Below are 22,286 nucleotides of genomic sequence, written 5' to 3' on the forward strand. Positions count from 1 at the left end.
ACAATATTTTTGGATATATGTAAACTACTCTTTAAATCTTTCCAATATAGAATCGACCTCATCCACCCCGCCATAAAAACACACCTTCCCGTCTTCTAGATACAGAAGGCTATCATTTTCAGACTGTTCAATTTCTTCAAGTAAATTTGTGCTAAGCATAATAATGCTATGAAAAGAAAGCCTATGGAGGATGCGCTTATACAAGAGCTTCTCTTGATTATCCAGCCCGGCAAATGGCTCATCCAAAATACAGATCCGAGGCTGATTCATAAGAGCTTGCAGCAAGCCTACTTTTTGCAGTTGTCCCCCGGAAAGTGCCCGCAGCTTTTTCTTTTTAAGTTCATACAAGCTGCTTTGCTTCAATCCATTCTCTACAGTAATTTTTACTAGGTTGTGAGGAATTCCTTTATGAAAGGCCATGTAAGTTAAATACCTTTCGATTATCATATCCGAATGACCCGTAAAGTGTTGGGGCATGAATCCAATCATGGTTCGAACATCTTCGATACTTAGCTGCTTGCGGTATAGACCTGTTCTATCTTCACGTATTAATTTTGTGTAGGTAATGCTTCCCTTATCCGGGGTTATGGCTGTGGCAATAAGCTTTAAGAGCGAGCTTTTGCCCGCTCCATTCTTTCCGACAACATACGTAATTCCTGCAGTAAATGTGCAGGTGGTATCGTTTATGAGTTTGGCATGATCCTTCGTATATTCCACGTTGTTTAATGTGATCCGCATGCTCATTTGAAGTCCCTCGATCGTCCATTTTTTAAAAGCAGGCTGCATAGCAAGAGGCTGGAAAGCGCCAAAATGGCAGCGTTGATCAGGTAGAAATGTTCATTCCAAGGCAGCTGAAACATAGAGGCTGATTTGAGCTGCTGATCGAATATCAGTTGAATTAGCCAAATCAATAGTGTGATGAGAACACCAACCTTTTGTCCCAGCCACATTGTACTTATAAACCCAATCACTCCAAAGAAGAAAATAGGTGTAAAGGAGCCGGATATATACAAAAGTGAGCTTGCTTTCCCTAGAATGAAAAAGCCTAAAGAGAATATCAACGCTAATTGCAAACCCATAACGATAATAAACCGTGCAAACATCTGTTGCGCCAAGGTATGATAGCTTAATTTTTCGATGATGTCATTCCCTTCATTTTTGGAGCGGAAGGCATAGCCCATAATAGCAATCACAACAAGTGTAATCCACTTTATCCAGGTCATAAAGCCAGTCATTTCACTTCCTGCACTCACGCTGATCATAATAGTCAATAGGAGCATGACGGCTCCAGTTAGCAGCCAGCTGGTAGTGCCATAAAAACTCCATTGGGACAAAAATAAATTCGCAATTTTCGTTAATGCAGGTTGAGCTGCTTGTCTGGCTTCCAGTTCAACCCGTAAATCCACTGGCTTTACTTCATGATTTTTTAATTTTTCAATCAAATTGAAGGTTTGCTCTCTTGTTGGCTCCGGGGATGTGAAACGGTCCAAGCGGTTTTTCCACTCGTTTTCTAAACGTGTTAACTCCCGGTCTTCACTCATGGATCCCCACCCCTTTTCTGTCATCTTCTTTTAATATTTCTTCAAGATGCTTTAATCCACGGGCAATTCGGGTTTTTACAGTATTGATGGAAAGATCTAAGGTCAGAGCAATCTCTGCATACTTCAAATCCTGATAAAATCGTAAATAAAGCACAGAGCGATATTCAAATGATAATTGATTCAAGGAGTCAACCATCCATTTCCGCTCAAGCTGGCGATCGATGATGGAGTGAATGTGTCCAGTCGCCTCTACCTCTTCATCCATCACATATTCCTGCTGTGTAGAAGCCTTTTTCCAGTAATCTTTGCAGCAGTTTGTAGCTATTTTGTACATCCATGGTTTGAACTGATCTGGAATAAATCCTTTTTTACCTTGTTGATATATTTTAAGAAAAATTTCCTGAACCATGTCTTCTGCTAACTTTTCATCCTGTAGTAATCGGTATACATAGCCATACAGGGGTTTATGATAACGAAAAACAAGTGCATCCAGAGCCGAGTCATTGCCTAGTGACAGCTGGCTCATATCATCTTCATCCTGCATTCCAGTACTACCTCCAAATGTTCAGACTGACTTTCGGTTGAAATGCCATACAGCTAACACAGAAAACAGTACGCCCAAACTCATATAAAACAATCGGTTGTATAAGATCCAATGAGCATCGTTGGCGAACAAGCCGCTTGTACCGCTCAGGGATTCATAAACACCAGAAAACTGCAGTAAAGCCGGATTTAAATATAATAACGCATCTCCATTTAATGATATCATCCAAAAAACCAAACCAGCAAATAGCCCACCAAGTGAATGATTGCCTATGATCACTGCAAGGATGACGATCCCAGCCAAACCAATATAAACGGGAATAGAAAAAAGTAGTCCTTTCCAAATAAAACTGCCTATAAGTGGTGTCAACAGCATCGTGACGATACACATAAAACTGATAAAGATAAGTGAAGCTAATAGCAATCTTTCAACAACTAGCTTCCACCTTGAAATTGGGTACGTAATCAGTTGGCCATAAAATTTGGAATCGAAGTCTAGGGAGAAGCACCATTGTAAAATAAACACATAGATAAGCGTTGCTGCTTTTTCATATATCATGCTTGATAAGTACGCTATTTTATACGATTGAATAGTGTAGATGAAATAAACGATAAGTGGTATGAGCAGCATCAAGACTATGGAGTGTACGGATGTAAACCAAAGTTTGAACCATAGCCTTAGTCTGATGGAGAGTCCGCTCATCTGTTTTGCTCTCCTTCATACAGATTTAAAGCAGCTTCTAGGTCAAATTGAGTTTTGTCTGCCAGTTGTTCGTATTGTTTAAAAAGAAATTTAACGACTTGTTCAAATGCCTCTTTACCTTTTTCATCATAACGATTGATCATATTTGCTTGATTCGCTGTTTCCGCAGGTATTTCAGAAGAAAACTCCTTCATGTACCAGTCATCAAATCGTTTAAATTCAGTCTCCACTTGAAAATGATGCATCAATGTCCACGTCAATGCTCTTTGCAACAGGTGGACATCATCGCCTGGTTGAGAATTATCATTTATAAGATCGAGTGCTAGAGCATAAACCATAATGGGTGGTTCCACATACTCCATATCTACAGAGCTCCAAAGCTTAAATTCCTGACTAGGTGTAAATTGGGTAAGATATTTATGATCATGATTCAATATATAAATCACTTTGGGCGCCATGGGGACTTCCAGCCACTCTTCTATATAATTCCACCATTTAAGATATATTTCAGTCGTTTTTTTAGCGCCCTCCATGATATCGGGATGTCCGACGACTCTCGTTTGCTCAACCTTAATTTCCTTGAAGTTTCCACCAATCAGGGACAAACCATACAGAGAGGTTCCTTGATATAAACCATCTTGTACATGTGGGATCGTCAGGGCAACGGGATATTGCTCGTTTTTGTTCATTATTGTGACCTTAAACTCGGTTGGGTAATTCTCAATAAGTCCACCATTCCGCAGCATAAATTGTACATAGCGGTTATCAAGAGCTTTCGTACTTATCGCTAAATATTTTTGACCAATTAACGGGTACCAGCCTGCTTCCTTAGGAAGGTAGATCCGGTCGGATTCGATAAAGGAATGCTGCAGCAAGCCATCTTCCCGATATTGCTTCATATCTCCGGCATAATTCAAATTTAAGCTGAGCTGCTCACCTGGTTCAAGCTTGTCTGAAAGATGGACAGTTAGAAAGTCATTTTCCCTTGAACAAGTGATCTTCACATCACTCGTGCAGTCAGTAACCTTTAATTGGTGATGCAAGGTGACATAAACCTCGTTAACAGGTACATCCCCGTTATGCCTAATCGATAGCTGGCTGTTGACTGCAATTTGATTTTCGGCTGGAAACTGCACGTTTAAATTCGTACGTTCCATTGAAAAAGGATATGCTTTAGGATTGGATTGCAAATTGTAATATTGAATCTCGTCTTGCCAATCTATTAAGTACTGTTTTCCTGTATGAACGAATTGCTCCAGCGCATTATTATATTGTGTATACCGAATTCCGCTAACCACAACGGTAGGGATCATTAGAAGGATGATCAGAGTAATGGCGATTCTTTGTTCTACTTGCAATCTGCGATTGGGACGAAACAGCAGGAGCGCTACAAGTATGAAAATAAATCCAAGCAATATGACGGCAATTTGGTGCAGGATCACACCTTCAAATACGCCATTAATCCCCCATATGCCTTCAAACGGAGAAGCGATAAACATCGTATCAAACAGAGATAATAAGTTTAACCTTGGATTTACATAGGCGAATCCGTAGCTATTGGCTTGAAGTAAAAAAACGATGCCCAGCAAGGCTGGAATACAGATGTAGGTAAACATATTTTTAATCCAGACACCGAACAAATATCCGAATGAAACGAGTAAAAAGAAAGCCCCTTCCATTTGAAAAAATAAGTAAATAAGATTTTTGAACGCTTCTTCCATGCTCATATTTCCGCTTAAAAACCATATGCCTTGAACAAGTAAGGTAATGATCGTAATGCAAAGACCATACGTCTGGGTAACCAGCCATTTTCCTAGTACCCATTCCATATTTTTCACCTTATAGGTGACAACCAATAGTTCGAATTCACTTTCATGGTCTTTTCCAGCCATATAGACGGAGAATAAACCGACAATTAATAGGTTTAACATCAATATCCACTGGAAGCTGCTATAGAAAACGGCAGCAAGTTCCTGGTAATGAACAGGTTGATTCTCATAAGAAAAAATGACGTATCCCCAGCAAATTAAATGAATGATAAGCGGGAGCGCTAGATATTTATTGCGAAGCAATATCCGCATTTCATTGTGATAAATGAGCTTGATCATGTTCATACAACCACCCCATTAATGACGGCCATATACCCGTCCTCAATTGTCGGCTGTACAGCCGCGGCATGCGTGTAGGGAGGTTCTTTCGCGATCACCCGAAAAACAGCATGGTTCATTTCCCTTCTGCTGGAAATAATCAAGTGCTCCCTGGCGACATGGTCATATTCAGCGTATGGCATCTGAAATTCCCAAATACAATTTCTCGCTTTTTGCGCCAAGGCAGAGGTCATACCTTGAAAAAGAACCTGGCCATGATTCACAACGGCGACCTTCTCACAGCTGGATTCAATATCACTAATAATGTGCGTGGATAGCAGGATCGTGCAATCTTTGCTCTTTTTCTCGATTAAATTACGGAAGCGGATTCGTTCAGATGGATCAAGTCCTGCAGTGGGTTCATCCAAAATGATTAATTTGGGATTTCCAAGTAATGCCTGGGCAATGCCCAGCCGCCTCTTCATGCCTCCGGAATAGCTTTTTATTTTTTTATCCGCATGCGGCAGCAGATTCATTTCATCGAGCACGCGTTCAACCTGCTGGGATCTTTCCTTAGGCTGAGTTAACCTTTTCATCGATCCCACGTAATGTAAAAACTCTTTGCCTGTGAATTGCAGTGGTGCGTGGAAATTTTGTGGCAAATAACCAAGTATCCCCCGGATTTGGTCTCCTTCCTTAGCTAAATCATAATCATAGATGGTAATGTCCCCATCCTTATAAGGAAGAATCGTACTCAGGATTTTCATTAAAGTCGTCTTGCCAGCCCCATTAGGCCCAAGAAGACCGAATAAACCTGTTTCAATTTGCAGATGAATATCCTTTAATGCTTGAAAGCTGCGATAGGTTTTATTAATACCTGCTATTTTTATAGTATACATACGCTTCTCTCCCCGAAAATCAAAGTTCTAACCTTTACACGAGCAGCTGAGAGAAATTGTTTCATTATTAAGAAAAACGTTTGGCGGTGACCTTTGAGGTGCGTGTAAGTGACTTGGGTGCGTTGCGGAGGGAATGACTGTGAGCTCCAGCCGCTGTTAAAGATTTGTTCCCTTCAATGGAATGGATGAGGAGGTTGGAACAAATCTTTAAAGGCGGGCGCTAACGCTCTTCCACCCACAGCCATTCCCTCTTCTTAGCTACAATCGCTCGAATCACACGAACACCAAGCTCAAACGGGCAGCCAACAAGGGTTTTACTCTTGGCTGGAGGAGATCTTCCCATCGGGCAAAACCGCTGTCGATTAACTCTGGACAAAAAATAGATGTGCCAAGCGTTGTTGATTAACATATATGTTTATTTCCACTACTCTCTTTCCCTACCTATAGCATACATGCCAATAAGAACCGACCCTGGGGGACAAAAAGATGCATAAGTACATCATTTTTGGATTCGAATGCACCTATAAAAGGAAATTACTGCAAATCTGCAGGATTTTAGGTGTCTCTTGTCCATTAGAGCGCTCCAAGTGACTATTTTCCTGCACTTTTGCAGCAATTCTTGGCCAATACCCGATTTCAGGCGAAAAATCCTGTACTTTTGCAGGATTTACTATGAGGAGAGTCCAAGGCTTTGGCCTCCAAAGCAGGGGGCCTCCAAGGCTGCTGAAAGGCGAGTTTTGATCGATTTCAGTGGGAGTTTAGTTAATCGACAGCCCCAAAAACATCGTTAAAATCCCTTTTTACCCCAAGAGAGGCCAACCGTCCTCTTATAACGATGAAAAATATCGTTAATTGAATCACCCGCTCCGTGATTTATTGAATTGACACTCGGAGTAGTCCATGTTATCTTTAAATATATTTTTAATAAGGAGGCATGTCATCTATGTTCTACTACATACGTTTAAGATAAGCTGGCAATAAAAAGCGGATTTTCCACAGATTGTGGGCTTTTTTTGAGCTGCTTATTTTTACGTGTGTAGACATGGATCGCGATTTGGATAGCTTTTTGCTATACCCTCTTCGCCATGCTCTCTCTCGTGATAAATGCAGATTTAAGCCCGCGTTGTGGACTTGGATCTGTATTTTTTATTGCCAGAAAACAGTGAAATGTTGGTGCCAGAGGATCAACGGACGAGATGCGCCGGACACAGCCAATCGAAGCCTTCCATGTGTGTTAGGAGAAAGGAGCTAAATATATGCGATATATGCATTGGTATTTCTTTATATAATCCTCACTTCGTAAATCGCAGGCTATCCTGCGAACAGAAAACTGCGATTTCTGAAGGAGGAAAATACGATGGAATTATTGATAAAAGCAAAAGGTATTCAAGTGGAATATATGGGACGCGATGTGTTAGACATTGACGATTTGGAACTTTATGATTATGATCGCATCGGTCTGGTAGGTGCGAACGGGGCAGGCAAAAGTACATTGCTAAAAGTGTTGTTAGGTGAACTTCCTTTAACACATGGCAATATAGTCCGTGAGGGTAATTTTAGCTATATACCTCAGTTGGATGATGTATTCGTACAAGAAGTACAGGATTATGCTTTAATGGGCAAGCTGGGGATTGATGGTTTTAAAGTGGAGCATATGAGCGGTGGCGAAGAAACCCGGCTAAAAATTGCACAGGCGCTCTCAGGAGAGGTACATGGTATCTTTGCCGATGAACCCACTTGTCACCTGGATCGTGGTGGTATAGACTTTTTGATCAACCAGCTTAAATATTATTCTGGCGCATTGCTTATCATTAGTCATGACCGCTATTTCCTTGATCAAGTCGTCGATAAGATTTGGGAGTTGAAAGAGGGGAAAATTACTGAGTATTGGGGTGGATATTCCGAATACTTGGCCCAAAAGGAAGAAGAACGGCAAAGTCAGGCTGCACAATATAAGCAGTTAGCTGCTGAACGAGACAGGTTAGAGAAAGCAATCACCGAAAAACAGAATCAGGCTCGGAAAATAGATCAAAAGGCCAAGGGTGCTTCAAGAAAGAACGATACTGAAAGCGGCGGACGTCTTGGTCATCAAAAAACGACGGGCAGCAAACAAAAGAAGCTCCATAATGCAGCTAAAAATATGGAACATAGAGTCGAGGCGCTCGGTGATATGAAACCACCTGAAGCAATTCGTTCCTTCCAATTCCGGCAAAGCAAAACCTTGGAACTTCACAATCCGCTTCCTATCACGGGGAAAGAGGTCTGCAAACAGATCGGGGGCAAGGTCATTTTTGAAAATGCGTCCTTCCAATTTCCATTGGGCGCCAAGATTGCGGTAACAGGTGCAAATGGAACAGGTAAAACCACGCTTTTCAAAATGATACTAGATCGTGAAGAGGGTATCACCTTATCACCTAAAGTGGAAATCGGCTACTTTGCTCAAAACAGTTACAAGCTTGAACGTAATCAGGGTGTTATGCAGTTCATGCAGGAAAGCTGTGATTATCAGGTGGCGGAAATTCGCGCCGTACTGGCATCTATGGGATTTTCTCATCAGGATGTACGCAAGGAGCTATCTGTTTTAAGTGGTGGCGAAATCATTAAATTGCAGCTTGCCAAAATGCTGCTAGGGCGATATAACATCTTGCTTATGGATGAACCAAGCAATTTCCTTGATCTTCCTGCTGTGGAAGCGTTAGAAAATTTGATGAAGAACTACGCGGGTACACTTATATTTATCACGCACGATCTTCGTTTGTTGGAGAATGTAGCTGATATCGTTTATGAAATTGAGGATAGAAAGATCATTCTGAGGAATTAGCGAAGTTTGACGAGTGAACTATGATTGAGCTAACGGCTGCATAGTTCAATGTCCTAAATAAGACGAGACTGCCGACATGGATTGGTAGTCTCGCTTCGTTTGATGGAAAATGGGTAGAGGCTCCCGCCGCTGTTAAAGATATGTTTCCTGATTGGACTATTGGAAAAAGGCAGACGTCCTATTTAGGACGTCTACCCTCTCCTCTATTATTCAGATCCCGTTAACTATTAGCTTTCGTTAGCTTCTGTAAGCTTCCCTTAGCCTACAGGGACATACTGTTCACGAGCGATCTGCGTTGCTTTCACCATGTTGCGCAAGGAATCCACTGTTTCTTCGAGTCCGCGTGTTTTAAGTCCGCAATCTGGGTTAATCCAGAATAGCTTAGGATCCAGCACACGCAGGGCACGTTCGATCATGCTCGTCATTTCCTCTACGCGTGGAACACGTGGACTATGGATATCATATACACCTAAACCAATTCCCAGTTTGTAGGTGTTAAGCTCAAAGCTATGAATCAGCTCACCATGGCTGCGTGAGGTTTCGATCGAAATCACATCTGCATCCATTGCTTCAATGGAATCGATCATGTCATGAAACTCGCAATAACACATATGTGTGTGAATTTGTGTAGTATCCTGCACGGTGCAGGTAGTCATACGGAATGCCTTGACTGCCCACGCCAGATAATTGGCCTGCTCTTCTTCTTTGAGCGGAAGCCCTTCACGAACCGCAGGCTCATCAACCTGTATCATGCCGATGCCAGCTTTCTCCAGAGCCTCAACTTCTTGTCTAAGCGCATAGGCCAACTGGTAAGCGATCTGTTCACGGGGAATATCTTCACGAACAAATGACCAATTCATGATCGTAATCGGGCCAGTCAGCATCCCTTTAACGGGACGTTCCGTCCGTGATTGTGCATACTTGGTTTCTTCGACGGTCATTTCTCCGATAAAAGCAACGTCCCCGAATATGACCGGTGGCTTCACACAGCGTGAGCCGTACGACTGTACCCATCCGTTTTGCGTGAAAGCAAAGCCCGCGAGCTTTTCACCGAAAAACTCGACCATATCAGTCCGTTCAAATTCCCCATGCACAAGCACGTCCAGACCAATTTCTTCCTGCAGCTTAATCCAGATATCGATTTGTTCCCGGATAAATGCGGCATACTGCTCGGTATTCCATTCACCCTTGCGCCATAATTGACGGGCCTTGCGTACTTCTGCAGATTGAGGAAAGCTGCCGATTGTCGTCGTTGGAAATATTGGCAATTGCCATTTCTTTTGTTGAGCAACATTACGATCTGCAAATGGACGGCTGCGTACCAGTTGCTGATTACTAATGGATGCAACGGCTTGTTGAATGTCGCTGCGGTTACGATCACTTGATTGCTTGAGCGCTTCATGAGCGCGATCGTTTTCTTCCAGCTCCGCAGCAATTTCTGCATCATCCGAAGAAATCGCTTTGGCAAGAATGGCCAGCTCATCCAGCTTCTCATCTGCAAAGGCTAGCGCATTTTTCAGTTCAGGAGCAAGCTTTGTTTCACTACCTACTGTTACGGGAACATGAAGCAAGCTGCAGGATGTTTGCACGATCAGAGACTCAGGTTTCACAGATGTGCTTAGCTCTTTAAGAAGCTCAAGCTTATTGCGAAGTGGTGCTTTCCAGATACCACGTCCGTCTATGATGCCTGCACCTAGAACCTTGTCTGCCGGGAAACCATGTGATCTAATCGACGATAGATTACCAGAATAACCGTGAACGAAGTCAAGACCGATACCTTTGACAGGCAGCGCGACAACGTCGCTGTAATACTGAACGGATTCGAAGTAGGTTTGCAGCATGATGTTGAGTTTTGGCGCCGCTTCTGCAAACGTCTTATAAATGGTGTTCAATCGTTGAATATCTTCATTATTTAACTTCGTTACGAGAATCGGTTCGTCGATCTGTACCCATTCAACACCCTCGCTTGAAAGCTCCTGAAGAATCTGCACATACAGCGGCAGCAAACGCTCGAGCCATAAATCAGTTTCCGACTGGCTGTATCCTTTGGACAGCTTCAAGAAAGTCAAAGGTCCGACGATAACTGGCTTACCTTCAATACCAAGCTTTTCTTTAGCTTCGCGGTAAGCAATTAACGGTTTGTTTTCTGTAAGCTGTGGCAATGCTCCGTCCAGTTCAGGTACGATATAGTGATAATTCGTGTTAAACCATTTGGTCATTTCGCTTGCAGTAGCTTCCTTTGTCCCACGGGCAACTCCGTAATAAGTAGACAAAGGCACGACGCCGCCTTTATATGAAAAACGCTGCGGAATAATACCAAACATTGCAGCAGTATCCAGTATATGATCATAATAGCTAAAATCATTGACCGGGATGAGCGTAATGCCTCTCTCCTGCTGCTTGCGCAAATGATTCAGCCGAATCTCCTGCAGTTGGCGGTGAAAATCGGACTCTTCGAGTTTGCCTGCCCAGAATGCTTCAAGTGCTTTCTTCCATTCCCGATCTTTTCCAATTCGTGGATATCCCAGTACACTACTTTTTATCATCTTGTAAACTCCCCTGTGTAAAATTTTTGTATGGTTCGGTTGTTTGGTTGTTTACAAGAAAGATATCACGGATTACCAGATATAGGGTAACTCCATTAAACTATATCTAGTTATAGTCAGGGGCTATATCAAGAAAAAGATTAGGATATGACCTCCTCGAGCGCTTGAATATAGGCGACTCCGAGCTTAGAGAGCGACACATTGCGGTGGGCAATCCAACCCACATTTATATTTTCCTCGCAATCCAAAGGCACTGGAATAATTTCATTGCCGTTCAAATCAGCACTCAGCACGCCTGTCGAAATCGTATACCCGTTCAAGCCAATCAGCAAATTAAAAAGCGTGGCCCGGTCATTCACACGAATGCTTTTTTTGTGCGTGATCGTACTCAGAATCTCTTCAGAAAAATGAAAGGAATTATATTCCCCTTGATCAAATGACAAGTACGGATAATGCTGAAGCTGCTCTATGGTCACGATCGATTGCTTGGCCAGCGGGTTTTTGCTGCTGATGAAAATATGCGGCTTCGCCGTAAACAAGCTGTTGAATTGCAAATTCGCGTCTTTGAGCAGTTTGTTAATGACTTTTCCATTGAACTCATTCAGATACAGGATGCCGATTTCGCTGCGCAAGCTTTTGACATCTTCAATAATTTCGTAGGTTTTGGTCTCACGCAAAGCTAGCTCATATTCATCCTGGCCGTACTCTCTTACCAGATTTACAAATGCATTCACAGCGAATGCATAGTGTTGCGTGGATACCGAAAAATGCTGCGGGGAGGGCTTCGCGTTCAGATACCGGCTTTCTAGTAATTCTGCCTGCTCGACAACCTGGCGTGCGTAGCTTAAAAATTCAACACCCTCCTTGGAGAGTGAAATCCCTTTATTGGATCGTTCAAAAATGGCAATCTGCATTTCTTCTTCCAGATCCTTAATGGCATTTGAAAGACTAGGCTGAGAAATAAACAGCCGCTTGGCGGCCTCATTAATAGACCCCTGATTAGACACCTCAATAACGTACTTTAATTGTTGCAGAGTCAAAGAAATGCTCCCCTTAGAAATTCACATTGTATTGGATGGATTGTCGATCCTTCTATATCTATTATACATGAACAACAAGTTCTGAGAGTAACCAAAACTATGTCTAAAAAATATTAGTTTACATAACTAATATTATGTAAACTAAACTGAGTTTTTTTTTCATTCTCACCTCTCCTACTCGATAATGCTTTGCAGTACCAAAAAGGCCACCGATGTTAATGGCGGCCTTTTCACCTATGTTGTACCCATCTTTTTACATAACTTATAATATATCTTGACTCGAATTCATGGATTGCTCAGTTTACAAAGTTACACAGTTACAACGGTAATTCCCCGTTCTTGCAACTGCTCCAGCGTTTCCTTGGCTATGCGGCGATCTGTTATAATCACATCGATCTCGCTCAAATTGACAACATGGGTGAACGCTTGTACGCCGAATTTGCTGGAATCCACAAGAAGTACAACTTCATCCGCCATACCGATCATCCGCTCTTTGATACGGGCTTGCAGTTCGTTGGATTCGCTGATTCCGCGGTCAAGGTGAACTCCCTTGCAGGATAGGAAAACTTTGTCTACATGGTAGGCATCAAGTGAGCGTTCGGCCAGTGGTCCAACAAACGATAAGGAGCGCTGTGCCAATATACCGCCTGTTGAAATCACTTCGATCTTCTCTTTACTGCTCAGCTCCGTTGCGACCTTGATTGAATTGGTAAGTACGGTCAGAGGAACGTCGGGTACTTCCGCAGCCATATACCAAGCCGTCGAGCTGGCATCCAGAAGAATCCGATCATTAAGGCCTATTCGCTTGATCGCTTCCTGGGCTATCCGTCTCTTCTCTTCGGCGTGGATGATTTCCCGCTCGAAATAGGGAATTTCCGGCTGCTGGTCGTCCTTGACACTCACCGCTCCGCCATGCGAACGGCGAAGACGCCCGGCTTGCTCCAAGCGGTCCAGATCGCGGCGAATTGTCTCCTCAGTAACCAGACAGAGGTCGCTAAGCTCGGAAACCCGAATCGCCCCCCGCTCGTTAACCAAACTTACAATTTTTTCATAACGCTCCGCAACTAGCATGGTTTACCTCTTTTCACTGACTTTATTATTCGGCAATTCCCGTCAGCTTAACAAATCTATCGTAGGCATGACCCCAGGCTTCTTGTTCTTCAGGTTTATACTCAACAATAGGAAAAGAATCCCGAATAACTTGACGTGCTTCCCAAATATCTTTAAATACGCCTTGTGCGATCCATTGAACAGCCAGGTTACCAATAGCGCTGCCTTCCGAAGGGCCCGCCCATACCGGTTTGCCAATAGCATTGGCTGACCACTGGCAAAGCAGTGTATTTTGAATCCCTCCGCCAACCATATGCAAACCATTGAACTGTTGGCCGGATAAACGTTCGGTTATCTCAAACACAAAGCGATACTTCAATGCAAGGCTTTCCAGAATGCAGCGCACGATTTCCCCAACTGACTCAGGTGCTTGCTGTCCTGTCTGACGGCAATATTGAGCGATTCGGGCAGGCATATCTCCCGGGGCAAAGAACAGGGAATCGTCAGGATCAATGAAAGCGCTGAAAGGTTTAGCTGCTCCGGCCATTTGCACGAGCTCGGGGAAGGAATACGATTTCCCTGCTTTTTCCCAACCGCGGCGGCTTTCCTGCAAAATCCACAAGCCCATAATATTTTTGAGCAAGCGGTAAGTCCCCTCAACTCCACCTTCATTGGTAAAATTGAGCTTCTGTGACAATTCGTTAATTACAGGCTCCTGCACCTCAGTGCCCATTAAGGACCAAGTCCCACAGCTCAAGTAAGCAAAGGACTGATCCGTAGCAGGTACTGCAGCTACTGCAGAGCCTGTATCATGCTCGGCCACCGCATAGACAGGAATGGATGGTATACCTAGCTCTTCACATACAGAAGCTTGCAGCATCCCAGCTTTGCTTCCAGGCTGCAATACATCGCCAAACCAGGAATCATGGAAACCCAGACGGTTGAAAAGTTCTTTATCCCATTGATATTTAATTGGGTTAAATAGTTGTGTTGTAGTAGCATTTGAAAATTCATTATGCATATTTCCAGTTAAGAAGTATCTAAGCAAGTCTGGAATCATAAGAAGCCTATTCCCCTCTTGCAACCAAGGGGAGTTAGCCTGTTTAAGCGCATAAAGTTGAAATATAGTATTGAATTGAAGAAACTGAATGCCTGTACTCGCGAAAATTTCCGAAGCCGGAAGTTCAGCAAACAACTTCTCCATTATATGATCCGTATGGTGATCCCGGTAATGATACGGGTTCCCGATAAGTTCACCGTTCTTGCCAATAAATCCGAAATCGACTCCCCAGGAATCGATACCGATACTTTCTACATCGATGCCTTGGGTTTTAGCGATTAACAGCCCTTGCTTGATCTCGTGATATAGCCGTAAAATATCCCAATGCAAGTGGTCGCCCACCTGCACCGGATCATTGGAAAACCGATGAAGCTCTGTAATCTCGATCTTGCCATCCGTCAAGCGGCCGAGCATAGCTCTTCCGCTGCTCGCCCCCAGATCAAATGCGACAATGTTTCCCAAAGGATATCACCCTTATTCGTTAATTGGATTCCGCCAGCTTCAGCGCTTAAGCAGTACTTCTTGCTCGTAGGCTTTAACCTCGGCGAGCCACTCTTCGCGTACGGGAACATTTTTGGACGCACAGTAATAGTCCCAGATAGCGCCGAAAGGATACGATTTGAACTCTTCTGTCAATGCCAGACGTGTTGTATAATCGCCTTCCAGTTCAGCTTTCTTCAAAGCTTCCACAGGATCCAGCATCGCCCGCAGAATCGCTTTGATTGTGTTGCGTGTACCGATAACCCAAGCTGCAACACGGTTAATGCTCGCATCGAAGAAATCCAGGCCGATATGTGTTTTACCTAACAGGTCGCCGCGCACCAATTCACGGCCAATATCGATCAATTCATCATCCAAAGTTACCACGTGATCGCTATCCCATCTCATTGGACGGCTGACATGCAGCAGAATGCCATCGGCGAATAAAGCAAGGGACGATAATTTGTTCGAGATCACTTCTGTCGGATGGAAATGTCCTGAATCCAGACAGATCAGCTTGTTGTTTTGGATACCATAGCCCATATAGAACTCATGGGAACCAACAACATAAGCTTCGGATCCAAGGCCGAACAGCTTGCTTTCAATCGCATCCAGATTATAGGCGGGATTAAGCTCTTCAGCAAATACTTCATCCAAGGAATCTTTCAAGCGTTGTCTTGGAGCCATGCGGTCTGCGGGGACATCCTTAAAGCCGTCTGGTACCCAAATGTTCGTTACGCAGGTTTGACCAAGCTGCTCGCCAAAATACGCTCCGATTTTTCTGGAAGCTTTGCAGTGATCAATCCAAAATTGACGAATTTCTGCGTCGGAATGACTTAGTGTAAATCCATCCTTGGATTTCTCGTGGGAAAAGCAAGTCGGGTTGAAATCGAGACCTAATCCCTGCTCCTTACTCCAATCCACCCACTTCTGAAAATGCTTCGGTTCCAGCTTATCGATCTCAACTTTCTCATCCGTATCGGCATAAATGGCGTGAAGATTTACTTTATGCTTTCCTGGGATCAAAGAGAAGGCTTTCTCCAGATCTGCACGAAGCTGTTCAGGTGTTTGTGCCGCTCCGGGATAATTACCAGTTACGGATATACCACCGGTCAAATCCTGATCACGATTCAGAAATCCCTTTACATCGTCGCCCTGCCAGCAGTGCATGGAAACTTTGATTTTTTCCAGCTGCTCGAGTACTTGATCCACATTGATGCCATGGGCTGCATACAGCTCTTTGGCTAACTCATAATTTGCTTGAACGTTCTTATCCATTTGTACAACTCCTCAACATTGATATTTGATAGGTTATTTGATAAGTTATTTGATTGGGTAAGCCATGATTGACATGAGAGCATTCTCAGCCTGAGTCGCATCCAAGCGGCTGTATTGTACGATGATCGGGATATTACTCTTTACTTGAATCGCATAGGGAACACCAACGGGTATGGATGCTCCTTCTTTGTCTAAGAGCGCTGTGCGGATATGCTTTGTGCGTCGGCCCTGAACAACTTCGGTTATATCCTCAAGCGGATCACGATCCTCAAAGAAGATAGTGATGCTAAGGGATGCATCTTCGGAAGAGGTATTTAATACGCAAATCGATTCATGGCTGGTTAACGATCCAGAGCTAAACTCCGGAATGTAACCGTCAGGGATAATCCATAGCTTTTCGCCTGTTGCTGCTGACATGTGAAAGCATCTCCTCTATATAAATAGTCTCTTGCTCTTACTCTTGCTATCGTGCAATTAACGAGTAAATGCAGCAGGTACACCGCCATCGATCGTCAGCATGCAGCCTGTTGTTTTATCCGATTTCGAAGAAGCGAAGAAGGCGATCCCTTCCGCAATATCACGCGGATAAATATTAACTAGCAGGGTTGTACGTTTGCGATAATATTCTTCCAATTGATCAGGTTCAATGCCGTAAGCAGCGGCACGTTCGTTACGCCAGGTTCCGTTCCAGATAGCAGAGCCTTGCAGGATCGCATCCGGCAGAATCGTGTTGACGCGAATGCCGAACTCTCCACCTTCTGCAGCGATGCAACGAGCCAGATGAGCCTCCAGTGCCTTAACTGAGCTATACGCCGAGGCGCTTTTACCGGCATAAATAGAGTTTTTGGAGCCGATGAACACCATGTTGCCGCCGATCGCCTGCTCTTTCATCAGAATGAACGCTTCGCGGGCAACGAGGAAATATCCGGTTCCGAGCACGTTCATGTTCAAATTCCATTCCTTCAAAGACGTTTGGTCGAAGGGGCTGGAAGTGGCCAGACCTGCATTATTAACAATAATATCTACACCGCCATATGCAATTGAAGTTTCTGCATAAGCTGCTTTAATCATATCTTCGTTTGTAACATCCATCTTCACTGCGATAGCACGGTTTTCTCCATATTTGGCATTAATATCTGAAGCAACCTTCTCAGCACCTTCAAGATTAAGATCTGCCAGTACAACATGGGCACCCTCAGAAACCAGTCGGCGTGCTGTCTCACTGCCGATTCCGCCTGCTCCACCAGTGATGAAAGCAATTTTGCGGGAAAACTCAGCTTCTGCAGGAGCCAGTGACAATTTGTAAAGCTCAAGCGGCCAATACTCAACATTGTAGGATTCGTTCGCGCTCAGGGATACGAATTGTCCAAGAGCTGTAGCACCTCTCATAACGGCGATGGCACGGTGATACAAGGCTCCGCTCACTTGAGACATTGCCCAGCTTTTTCCGGTATTGATCATGCCTACGCCTGGTATCAGGATCACGCGCGGCGCCGCTTCAAACATCACATCGCCATCGTTCTTGTTGCGGTCGAAGTAAGCTTTGTATTCTTCTTTGTATGCGGCAATACCTTCTTTAAGCTTGGCCTTAAGACCGTCGATATCATCAGCGTCCGGTGCCCAATCAATGAATAAAGGAACAACCTTCGTATGAACGAGGTGATCCGGGCAAGCAGCTCCAACCTGGGAAAGTGTTGCGGAATCTTGTCCACCTACGAATTGAAGAACGTCATCGGCATCGTCGAAAGAAAGAATCATCTTCTTCGCATCGCTAACAGCACCGCGGATCGTAGGCATCACTTGTGCAGCAACGCTTCTGCGAACATCAGCAGCCAGGGCAGCATGCTTCACTCCGCCGAAAATTTGATCTTCCTTCACACGTGCTTTGATAAAGCTCTCTGCTTCGGTGATAATCTTGATGGTTTGAGCATAAGCCTCTTCTGAGGTTTCACCCCATGTGACTAAGCCGTGCTTCTCCATAAGTACAAGCTCAGCGTTAGGGTTGTTCAATACACCTTCTGCGATCATTTTGGATAATTTGAAGCCTGGACGGATATAAGGAACCCAAACGAAACGATCACCGAAAATTTCACTAGCCAGTGCTTTACCGTTATCTGCGCAGCAAAGACTGATTATGGAATCGGGATGCGTGTGGTCAACGTGTTTAAATGGAAGAAAAGCGTGGAGCAAGGTTTCAATAGAAGCACGCGGATGCTTGGCATCAATCATACAGTTCGCAAGATAAGCGACCATTTCTTCATCTGGCATTTCGTCTTTCTCAAACAAAGGACGGATATCATCCATACGTAAGCCTGTGAAATTAGACGCCTTCATCGTAGCAAGGTCAGAACCGCTGCCTTTAACAAACATAACTTCTACGTCACGACCGCGAAAATCCTTTACGATCGTTTTGCTGGAAGTATTCCCCCCGCCATAATTGCACACACGACGATCTGTACCTATCAGATTGGAGCGATAAACCAATTGAGCAAGACCCGTAATTTGTTCTGCTGCTTTAGATGCTTCCCATAAACTTTGTACCATGATTATACCTCCGAGTTGATGTTTATTTGGTTTTGATTTCATCTTATCATATTTGTTTTGTTTTGAATACAAAAAAAATCAAACACAAACAAAGATTTAACCAAAAATAAAAGGAAATCTATCAACTGAGATTTTTCTGGTGAGATAAACGAAAATGTAGGAACATTCGTCGTTGTTAAGCGCTCTCATTACCAAAGAGCAATTCCTCGAATTTTTGGTGTACCCCGATTATTCCCCTGTCTGGATCGTAATTAGATAATACTGCTAATGTAAAACCGCTATTCATATACATATTCAGAAGCGCGCTAACCCCGGGAAATCCGCCATTGTGACCGATGATCCGCTCTCCCTGCTTGTTCACATCCATAAATCCATACCCGTACTGCATTTGCATATCTGGGCCGAAAGATTTAAACTTATCGGTTGTAGCCAGGTTCGTCCATTCGGGACTAAGCAGCTTATTTGCACGAAGGGCGATGTCAAACTGGAGCAGATCTGCGACAGTCGAGTATCCTCCACCTGCTGGTCCTCCCTTTACGACATGCAAAAATACATTATTGCGCCAAGGACCTCCCTCCTCTGTGCCTAACCGGGTATACCCGGTTGCCAGGTTTGGTACGTCATATTCCAGATCGTAACAGTCGGAGTTGTGCATATTCGCTGGTGTGTAAACATGCTCTTGCACAAATTCAAAATAGTCCTTCCCTGAAACTGCTTCGATGATCGCTCCTAGAATGATATACCCTGAATTACTATATGCCCACATCGTTCCCGGTTCGAACAAAAGCGGATCTTCAATAAATAGCGGAATGTAGTCATTCACGGTTTTTAAGGAGGTAAACCTGGCTTTAAATTTATCATTCCAGTAAAGACCAGCTCCCGATGTATGCGTTAGAAGCTGGTGAATAGTAATTTTATTGGCAAGCTCCGGAGGAAAATGAGGCAAGTACTTGCCGATTAAATCATTAACATGCAAGAGCCCATCTTGCGCTAGCTTCATAATGGAAACGGCGGTAAAGCTCTTGTTCAACGAACCAAGATTAAACTTGGTGTCTGTTCGGTTTGGAATGCTGTTTCCTTTGCTGGCCATACCAAAAGCATGTTTGTACAGGACTTCCCCGTGCCGCGCAACTAATACAGAGCCCGAAAACTTATCCTCGGCAACAAGATTTTCAATCGATGAATGAAGTTCAGTCAGATCAATTTCCGATAGTGTCATATTCATGATTTTGTACCGCCTCAATTCAACTTTTTTAGTATCGAATCTAACCCCCATGTATTCTATTTAGAGAATGGAATATCCTGCTAATTCAATCTCTATTACACTATTTTTTACATATGGCGGTACATATATCGAAGCTTCCAGAGCAGCTGGACTAGCGGGTCCCTTCCGATAGACACTCGAAGAGCCGTTTCCTTGCCGGTCGCATCGGTGACAGCATTCATCCGGAACGTATCGAAGCCAAAACTGCCTCCGGATACAAAATGTTCTTCCTCGGGAGCAGCTGCTACAAAACGATCAATCCAGGCCTGATAGTCCTGCTCCGTGCGTTCACCTGGAAGCTGAATATAAAAAAGCGAGCCGATCCATGGCTGACCTTTCAGCATAAATTGAGAAGATGGCTCCACCGAATGATAAAAGGAAGCAACCTTCCCTTCCCGTACCATATGCCTCAAAAAAGCGTCCATCCAGTAAGCATTGCGATTCAATCTGCACAAGCGGGACGTTACCCGCTTTAGATCAGGCTCAGGCAGCTGACGGACCGTGACCGGATCGGCACCCGCGTCGAGGAGCGACAAGAGAGACACCCATTTCTCTCGATGCTCCGCGCTTTCAAGAGCCCTCCCGAGCGCGACCAGGCAGCCGACATTTGCCAAATCAAACCCATATTGCAAGTATTTAATCCCACTTTCCACACTGATCAGCACGACATGATCCGGCAGCCGATCCGCATACCTAACGAATAAAGGATTAGCAATACTTGTCAGTGTCCGGTCCACGATAACATAAAGCGGTGCGTTCTGTTTGTGATGGGCCAAGCCTTCGAATAACCTAGCAAGATCAATTGCGGGTCTTACCGGCCAGCATACCCCAGGATCAACAAGAAGACCGCCGATCGTCTCGTTAGCCTCCACTTTTGTATAGATTGCCTCAGGGTCTACCTCCAACGGAGCATTCAGCAGCATAGTAGCCAGATCTACACCTTCACCATAGAAGCCCTTTTGAAAATAGAAAGGCATTGTTTGTTGCGTTATACTTTTATATGAGAATAGGGCCAGCTCAAGAGCCTTCATGCCCGAGGACGTCAAAAAACCTACACTTTGTTTGAGCAAGCCCTCTGATAAGGAGTAAAAAGCTTCTATAGAAGCCTCCTCGTACTGCTTCACGGTTTCGCTGCCATAGCTGCGCATATAAGTGCCTTCTTCCTCCTGGGCAAAACCTGCCTCGGCGGAGATGTCTGGGGCAGCACTGCCCAACCTTTTGCATGGAGATTGCCAATCACTTCCGGCTAATATCGCACCAAGCTGCTTGAAAAGCAGACGAATTTCGTACTTCAAGCTGAGGTAAGCATCCAGATCGCAAGCTTCCAGCTTGTTTTCATAACCATCCACACGCTGCTGCAGCAAATCCGTCTGCTGGGTAAAGGCCGCTTCCAGATCGAGCTCGAATTGTTTATCCGGGAAAGCTTCCTGGTAAACCTGGAGCTTCTTTCTAATGCCTTGCAGCAGCCAGCCAAGCTCCGACAAGTCCTCTTTGCGGTCATTCATTTCCACATGCATCCAGGCTAATTCTAACTCAGCATCGCTGCCGCGCAGTAAGGTTGTCCAGTCAAATTCTGTTGGATCTAATTCTTTCGCGGCTTGGTCCTTCATCCCATTCAACTCCTAGCTCAAACATAGATCTTCAAAGTTCATTAAATAAGTTTACCCGTAATCTGGTTAAATCAAGCATAAGCATTACCGTCAATGCTCCAGCAGCTCAACCTCTTTACAAAGCAGAACCAATTGATGAACGCCATAGAACTGCATACGGTTACGCTGATGAATGCTCAATAGTGCTTGTTCGGTGACTTTCTTTGCTTGCTCTATATTTTGATGCTCCACAGCCTGAACAATTTCCTTCATATTTTCCAAAAAGTAGACAGTCCTGCGCAAAGTACGAATGAGCAAAATTTGCCGTACATGCATGGAGGTGAAAACGCGATATCCATTCTCGGGATCTCGTCCTGGCAGGAGAAGTCCTTCCTTTTCCCAATGACGAATTGCCGAAGCTTGTACATCAGTGAGCGCGGCGACTTCGCCAATGGTCATATTGTTTTTTAGCTTTTTATTCGCAATAAGTGGGAGATCCGGATCTTGCAGCAGCGCAAGCGTTTGGTCGGCAACTACTTTTTCATGCTGCAGATTGGATTGTTCTTTGTTTACAAGCCAGAACGCGGTATCTATATCCGCTTTTTGTATGTGCAGAAGCACTTCACAAGTGATCGGAACACCAAATCCGGGGAACATGGCACGAAGGCAGCGGAAATAGGCTACATGCACCTTGGTATAAAGACGATACCCATTCGCAGCACGAGCAGGTGCCGGGACAACTCCCCATGACTCGTAATGCCGCAAAGCGCTTGTACTAATCTGGAGCTCTCTGGCAATCTCGATTGGCTTGAAGTAATGCATCTTCAGTCCTCCCCCATAG

Annotated in this window: 18 protein-coding genes; 1 reads left to right on the plus strand and 17 read right to left on the minus strand. The window is 44.3% G+C overall.

Annotated features, from left to right (window positions below; all coding sequences use genetic code 11):
* Positions 1 to 24: 24 nt before the first annotated feature.
* From J2Z66_RS06265 to J2Z66_RS43340, 7 genes are all read right to left on the minus strand, one after another.
* Positions 25 to 744 carry an ATP-binding cassette domain-containing protein gene (locus J2Z66_RS06265; RefSeq protein ID WP_209970513.1) on the minus strand — a complete coding sequence of 240 codons (720 nt, stop codon included), beginning with the start codon at positions 742 to 744 and terminating at the stop codon, positions 25 to 27.
* Positions 741 to 1,541, minus strand: a complete 801-nt coding sequence (locus J2Z66_RS06270) for a hypothetical protein (protein WP_209970514.1) — start codon at positions 1,539 to 1,541, stop codon at positions 741 to 743. Before J2Z66_RS06270 ends, J2Z66_RS06265 begins: the two co-directional genes overlap by 4 nt.
* Positions 1,534 to 2,085 carry an RNA polymerase sigma factor gene (locus J2Z66_RS06275; RefSeq protein WP_209970515.1) on the minus strand — a complete coding sequence of 184 codons (552 nt, stop codon included), beginning with the start codon at positions 2,083 to 2,085 and terminating at the stop codon, positions 1,534 to 1,536. The genes J2Z66_RS06270 and J2Z66_RS06275 overlap by 8 nt, the downstream gene beginning before the upstream one ends.
* Positions 2,086 to 2,106: 21 nt before the next feature.
* A complete protein-coding gene (locus J2Z66_RS06280) occupies positions 2,107 to 2,787 on the minus strand; it encodes a hypothetical protein (protein ID WP_209970516.1) in 681 nt (226 codons plus the stop codon).
* A complete protein-coding gene (locus J2Z66_RS06285) occupies positions 2,784 to 4,901 on the minus strand; it encodes an ABC transporter permease (RefSeq protein WP_209970517.1) in 2,118 nt (705 codons plus the stop codon). The genes J2Z66_RS06280 and J2Z66_RS06285 overlap by 4 nt, the downstream gene beginning before the upstream one ends.
* Complete coding sequence (locus tag J2Z66_RS06290) at positions 4,898 to 5,773, minus strand: ABC transporter ATP-binding protein (protein WP_209970518.1); 876 nt, start codon at positions 5,771 to 5,773, stop codon at positions 4,898 to 4,900. Before J2Z66_RS06290 ends, J2Z66_RS06285 begins: the two co-directional genes overlap by 4 nt.
* A 220-nt stretch (positions 5,774 to 5,993) precedes the next feature.
* A complete protein-coding gene (locus J2Z66_RS43340) occupies positions 5,994 to 6,116 on the minus strand; it encodes a hypothetical protein (RefSeq protein WP_281068797.1) in 123 nt (40 codons plus the stop codon).
* A gap of 1,014 nt (positions 6,117 to 7,130) precedes the next feature.
* On the opposite strand from J2Z66_RS43340, the gene J2Z66_RS06295 reads away from it, so the two are divergent.
* Entirely contained in the window at positions 7,131 to 8,594 is a 1,464-nt protein-coding gene (locus tag J2Z66_RS06295; RefSeq protein WP_209970519.1) for an Msr family ABC-F type ribosomal protection protein, read from the plus strand.
* Positions 8,595 to 8,851: 257 nt separating this feature from the next.
* Here the strand turns inward: J2Z66_RS06295 and metE are convergent, their stop codons facing one another.
* From metE to J2Z66_RS06345, 10 genes are all read right to left on the minus strand, one after another.
* Positions 8,852 to 11,140: a 5-methyltetrahydropteroyltriglutamate--homocysteine S-methyltransferase gene (gene metE / locus J2Z66_RS06300; RefSeq protein WP_209970520.1), complete on the minus strand. Its 2,289-nt coding sequence runs from the start codon at positions 11,138 to 11,140 to the stop codon at positions 8,852 to 8,854.
* A gap of 140 nt (positions 11,141 to 11,280) precedes the next feature.
* Positions 11,281 to 12,180 carry a LysR family transcriptional regulator gene (locus J2Z66_RS06305; RefSeq protein ID WP_209970521.1) on the minus strand — a complete coding sequence of 300 codons (900 nt, stop codon included), beginning with the start codon at positions 12,178 to 12,180 and terminating at the stop codon, positions 11,281 to 11,283.
* Positions 12,181 to 12,489: 309 nt separating this feature from the next.
* Positions 12,490 to 13,251, minus strand: a complete 762-nt coding sequence (locus J2Z66_RS06310; RefSeq protein WP_209970522.1) for a DeoR/GlpR family DNA-binding transcription regulator — start codon at positions 13,249 to 13,251, stop codon at positions 12,490 to 12,492.
* Positions 13,252 to 13,276: 25 nt separating this feature from the next.
* Positions 13,277 to 14,752 (minus strand): rhamnulokinase, encoded by a 1,476-nt coding sequence (locus J2Z66_RS06315; protein ID WP_209970523.1) that lies wholly within the window; start codon positions 14,750 to 14,752, stop codon positions 13,277 to 13,279.
* A gap of 39 nt (positions 14,753 to 14,791) precedes the next feature.
* Entirely contained in the window at positions 14,792 to 16,048 is a 1,257-nt protein-coding gene (rhaA, locus tag J2Z66_RS06320; RefSeq protein ID WP_209970524.1) for an L-rhamnose isomerase, read from the minus strand.
* A gap of 45 nt (positions 16,049 to 16,093) precedes the next feature.
* Complete coding sequence (locus J2Z66_RS06325) at positions 16,094 to 16,465, minus strand: sensory rhodopsin transducer (RefSeq protein ID WP_209970525.1); 372 nt, start codon at positions 16,463 to 16,465, stop codon at positions 16,094 to 16,096.
* Positions 16,466 to 16,522: 57 nt separating this feature from the next.
* Entirely contained in the window at positions 16,523 to 18,592 is a 2,070-nt protein-coding gene (locus tag J2Z66_RS06330; protein WP_209970526.1) for a bifunctional aldolase/short-chain dehydrogenase, read from the minus strand.
* 175 nt (positions 18,593 to 18,767) lie between these two features.
* Positions 18,768 to 19,817 (minus strand): serine hydrolase domain-containing protein, encoded by a 1,050-nt coding sequence (locus tag J2Z66_RS06335; protein WP_209970527.1) that lies wholly within the window; start codon positions 19,815 to 19,817, stop codon positions 18,768 to 18,770.
* A gap of 107 nt (positions 19,818 to 19,924) precedes the next feature.
* Positions 19,925 to 21,466, minus strand: coding sequence for a hypothetical protein (locus tag J2Z66_RS06340; RefSeq protein ID WP_209970528.1), 1,542 nt, complete (start codon positions 21,464 to 21,466; stop codon positions 19,925 to 19,927).
* Positions 21,467 to 21,556: 90 nt separating this feature from the next.
* Entirely contained in the window at positions 21,557 to 22,267 is a 711-nt protein-coding gene (locus J2Z66_RS06345) for a TioE family transcriptional regulator (protein WP_209970529.1), read from the minus strand.
* Positions 22,268 to 22,286: the final 19 nt, after the last annotated feature.

The sequence above is a fragment of the Paenibacillus eucommiae genome (assembly GCF_017874215.1).
Taxonomy (GTDB): Bacteria; Bacillota; Bacilli; order Paenibacillales; family NBRC-103111; genus Paenibacillus_AI; species Paenibacillus_AI eucommiae.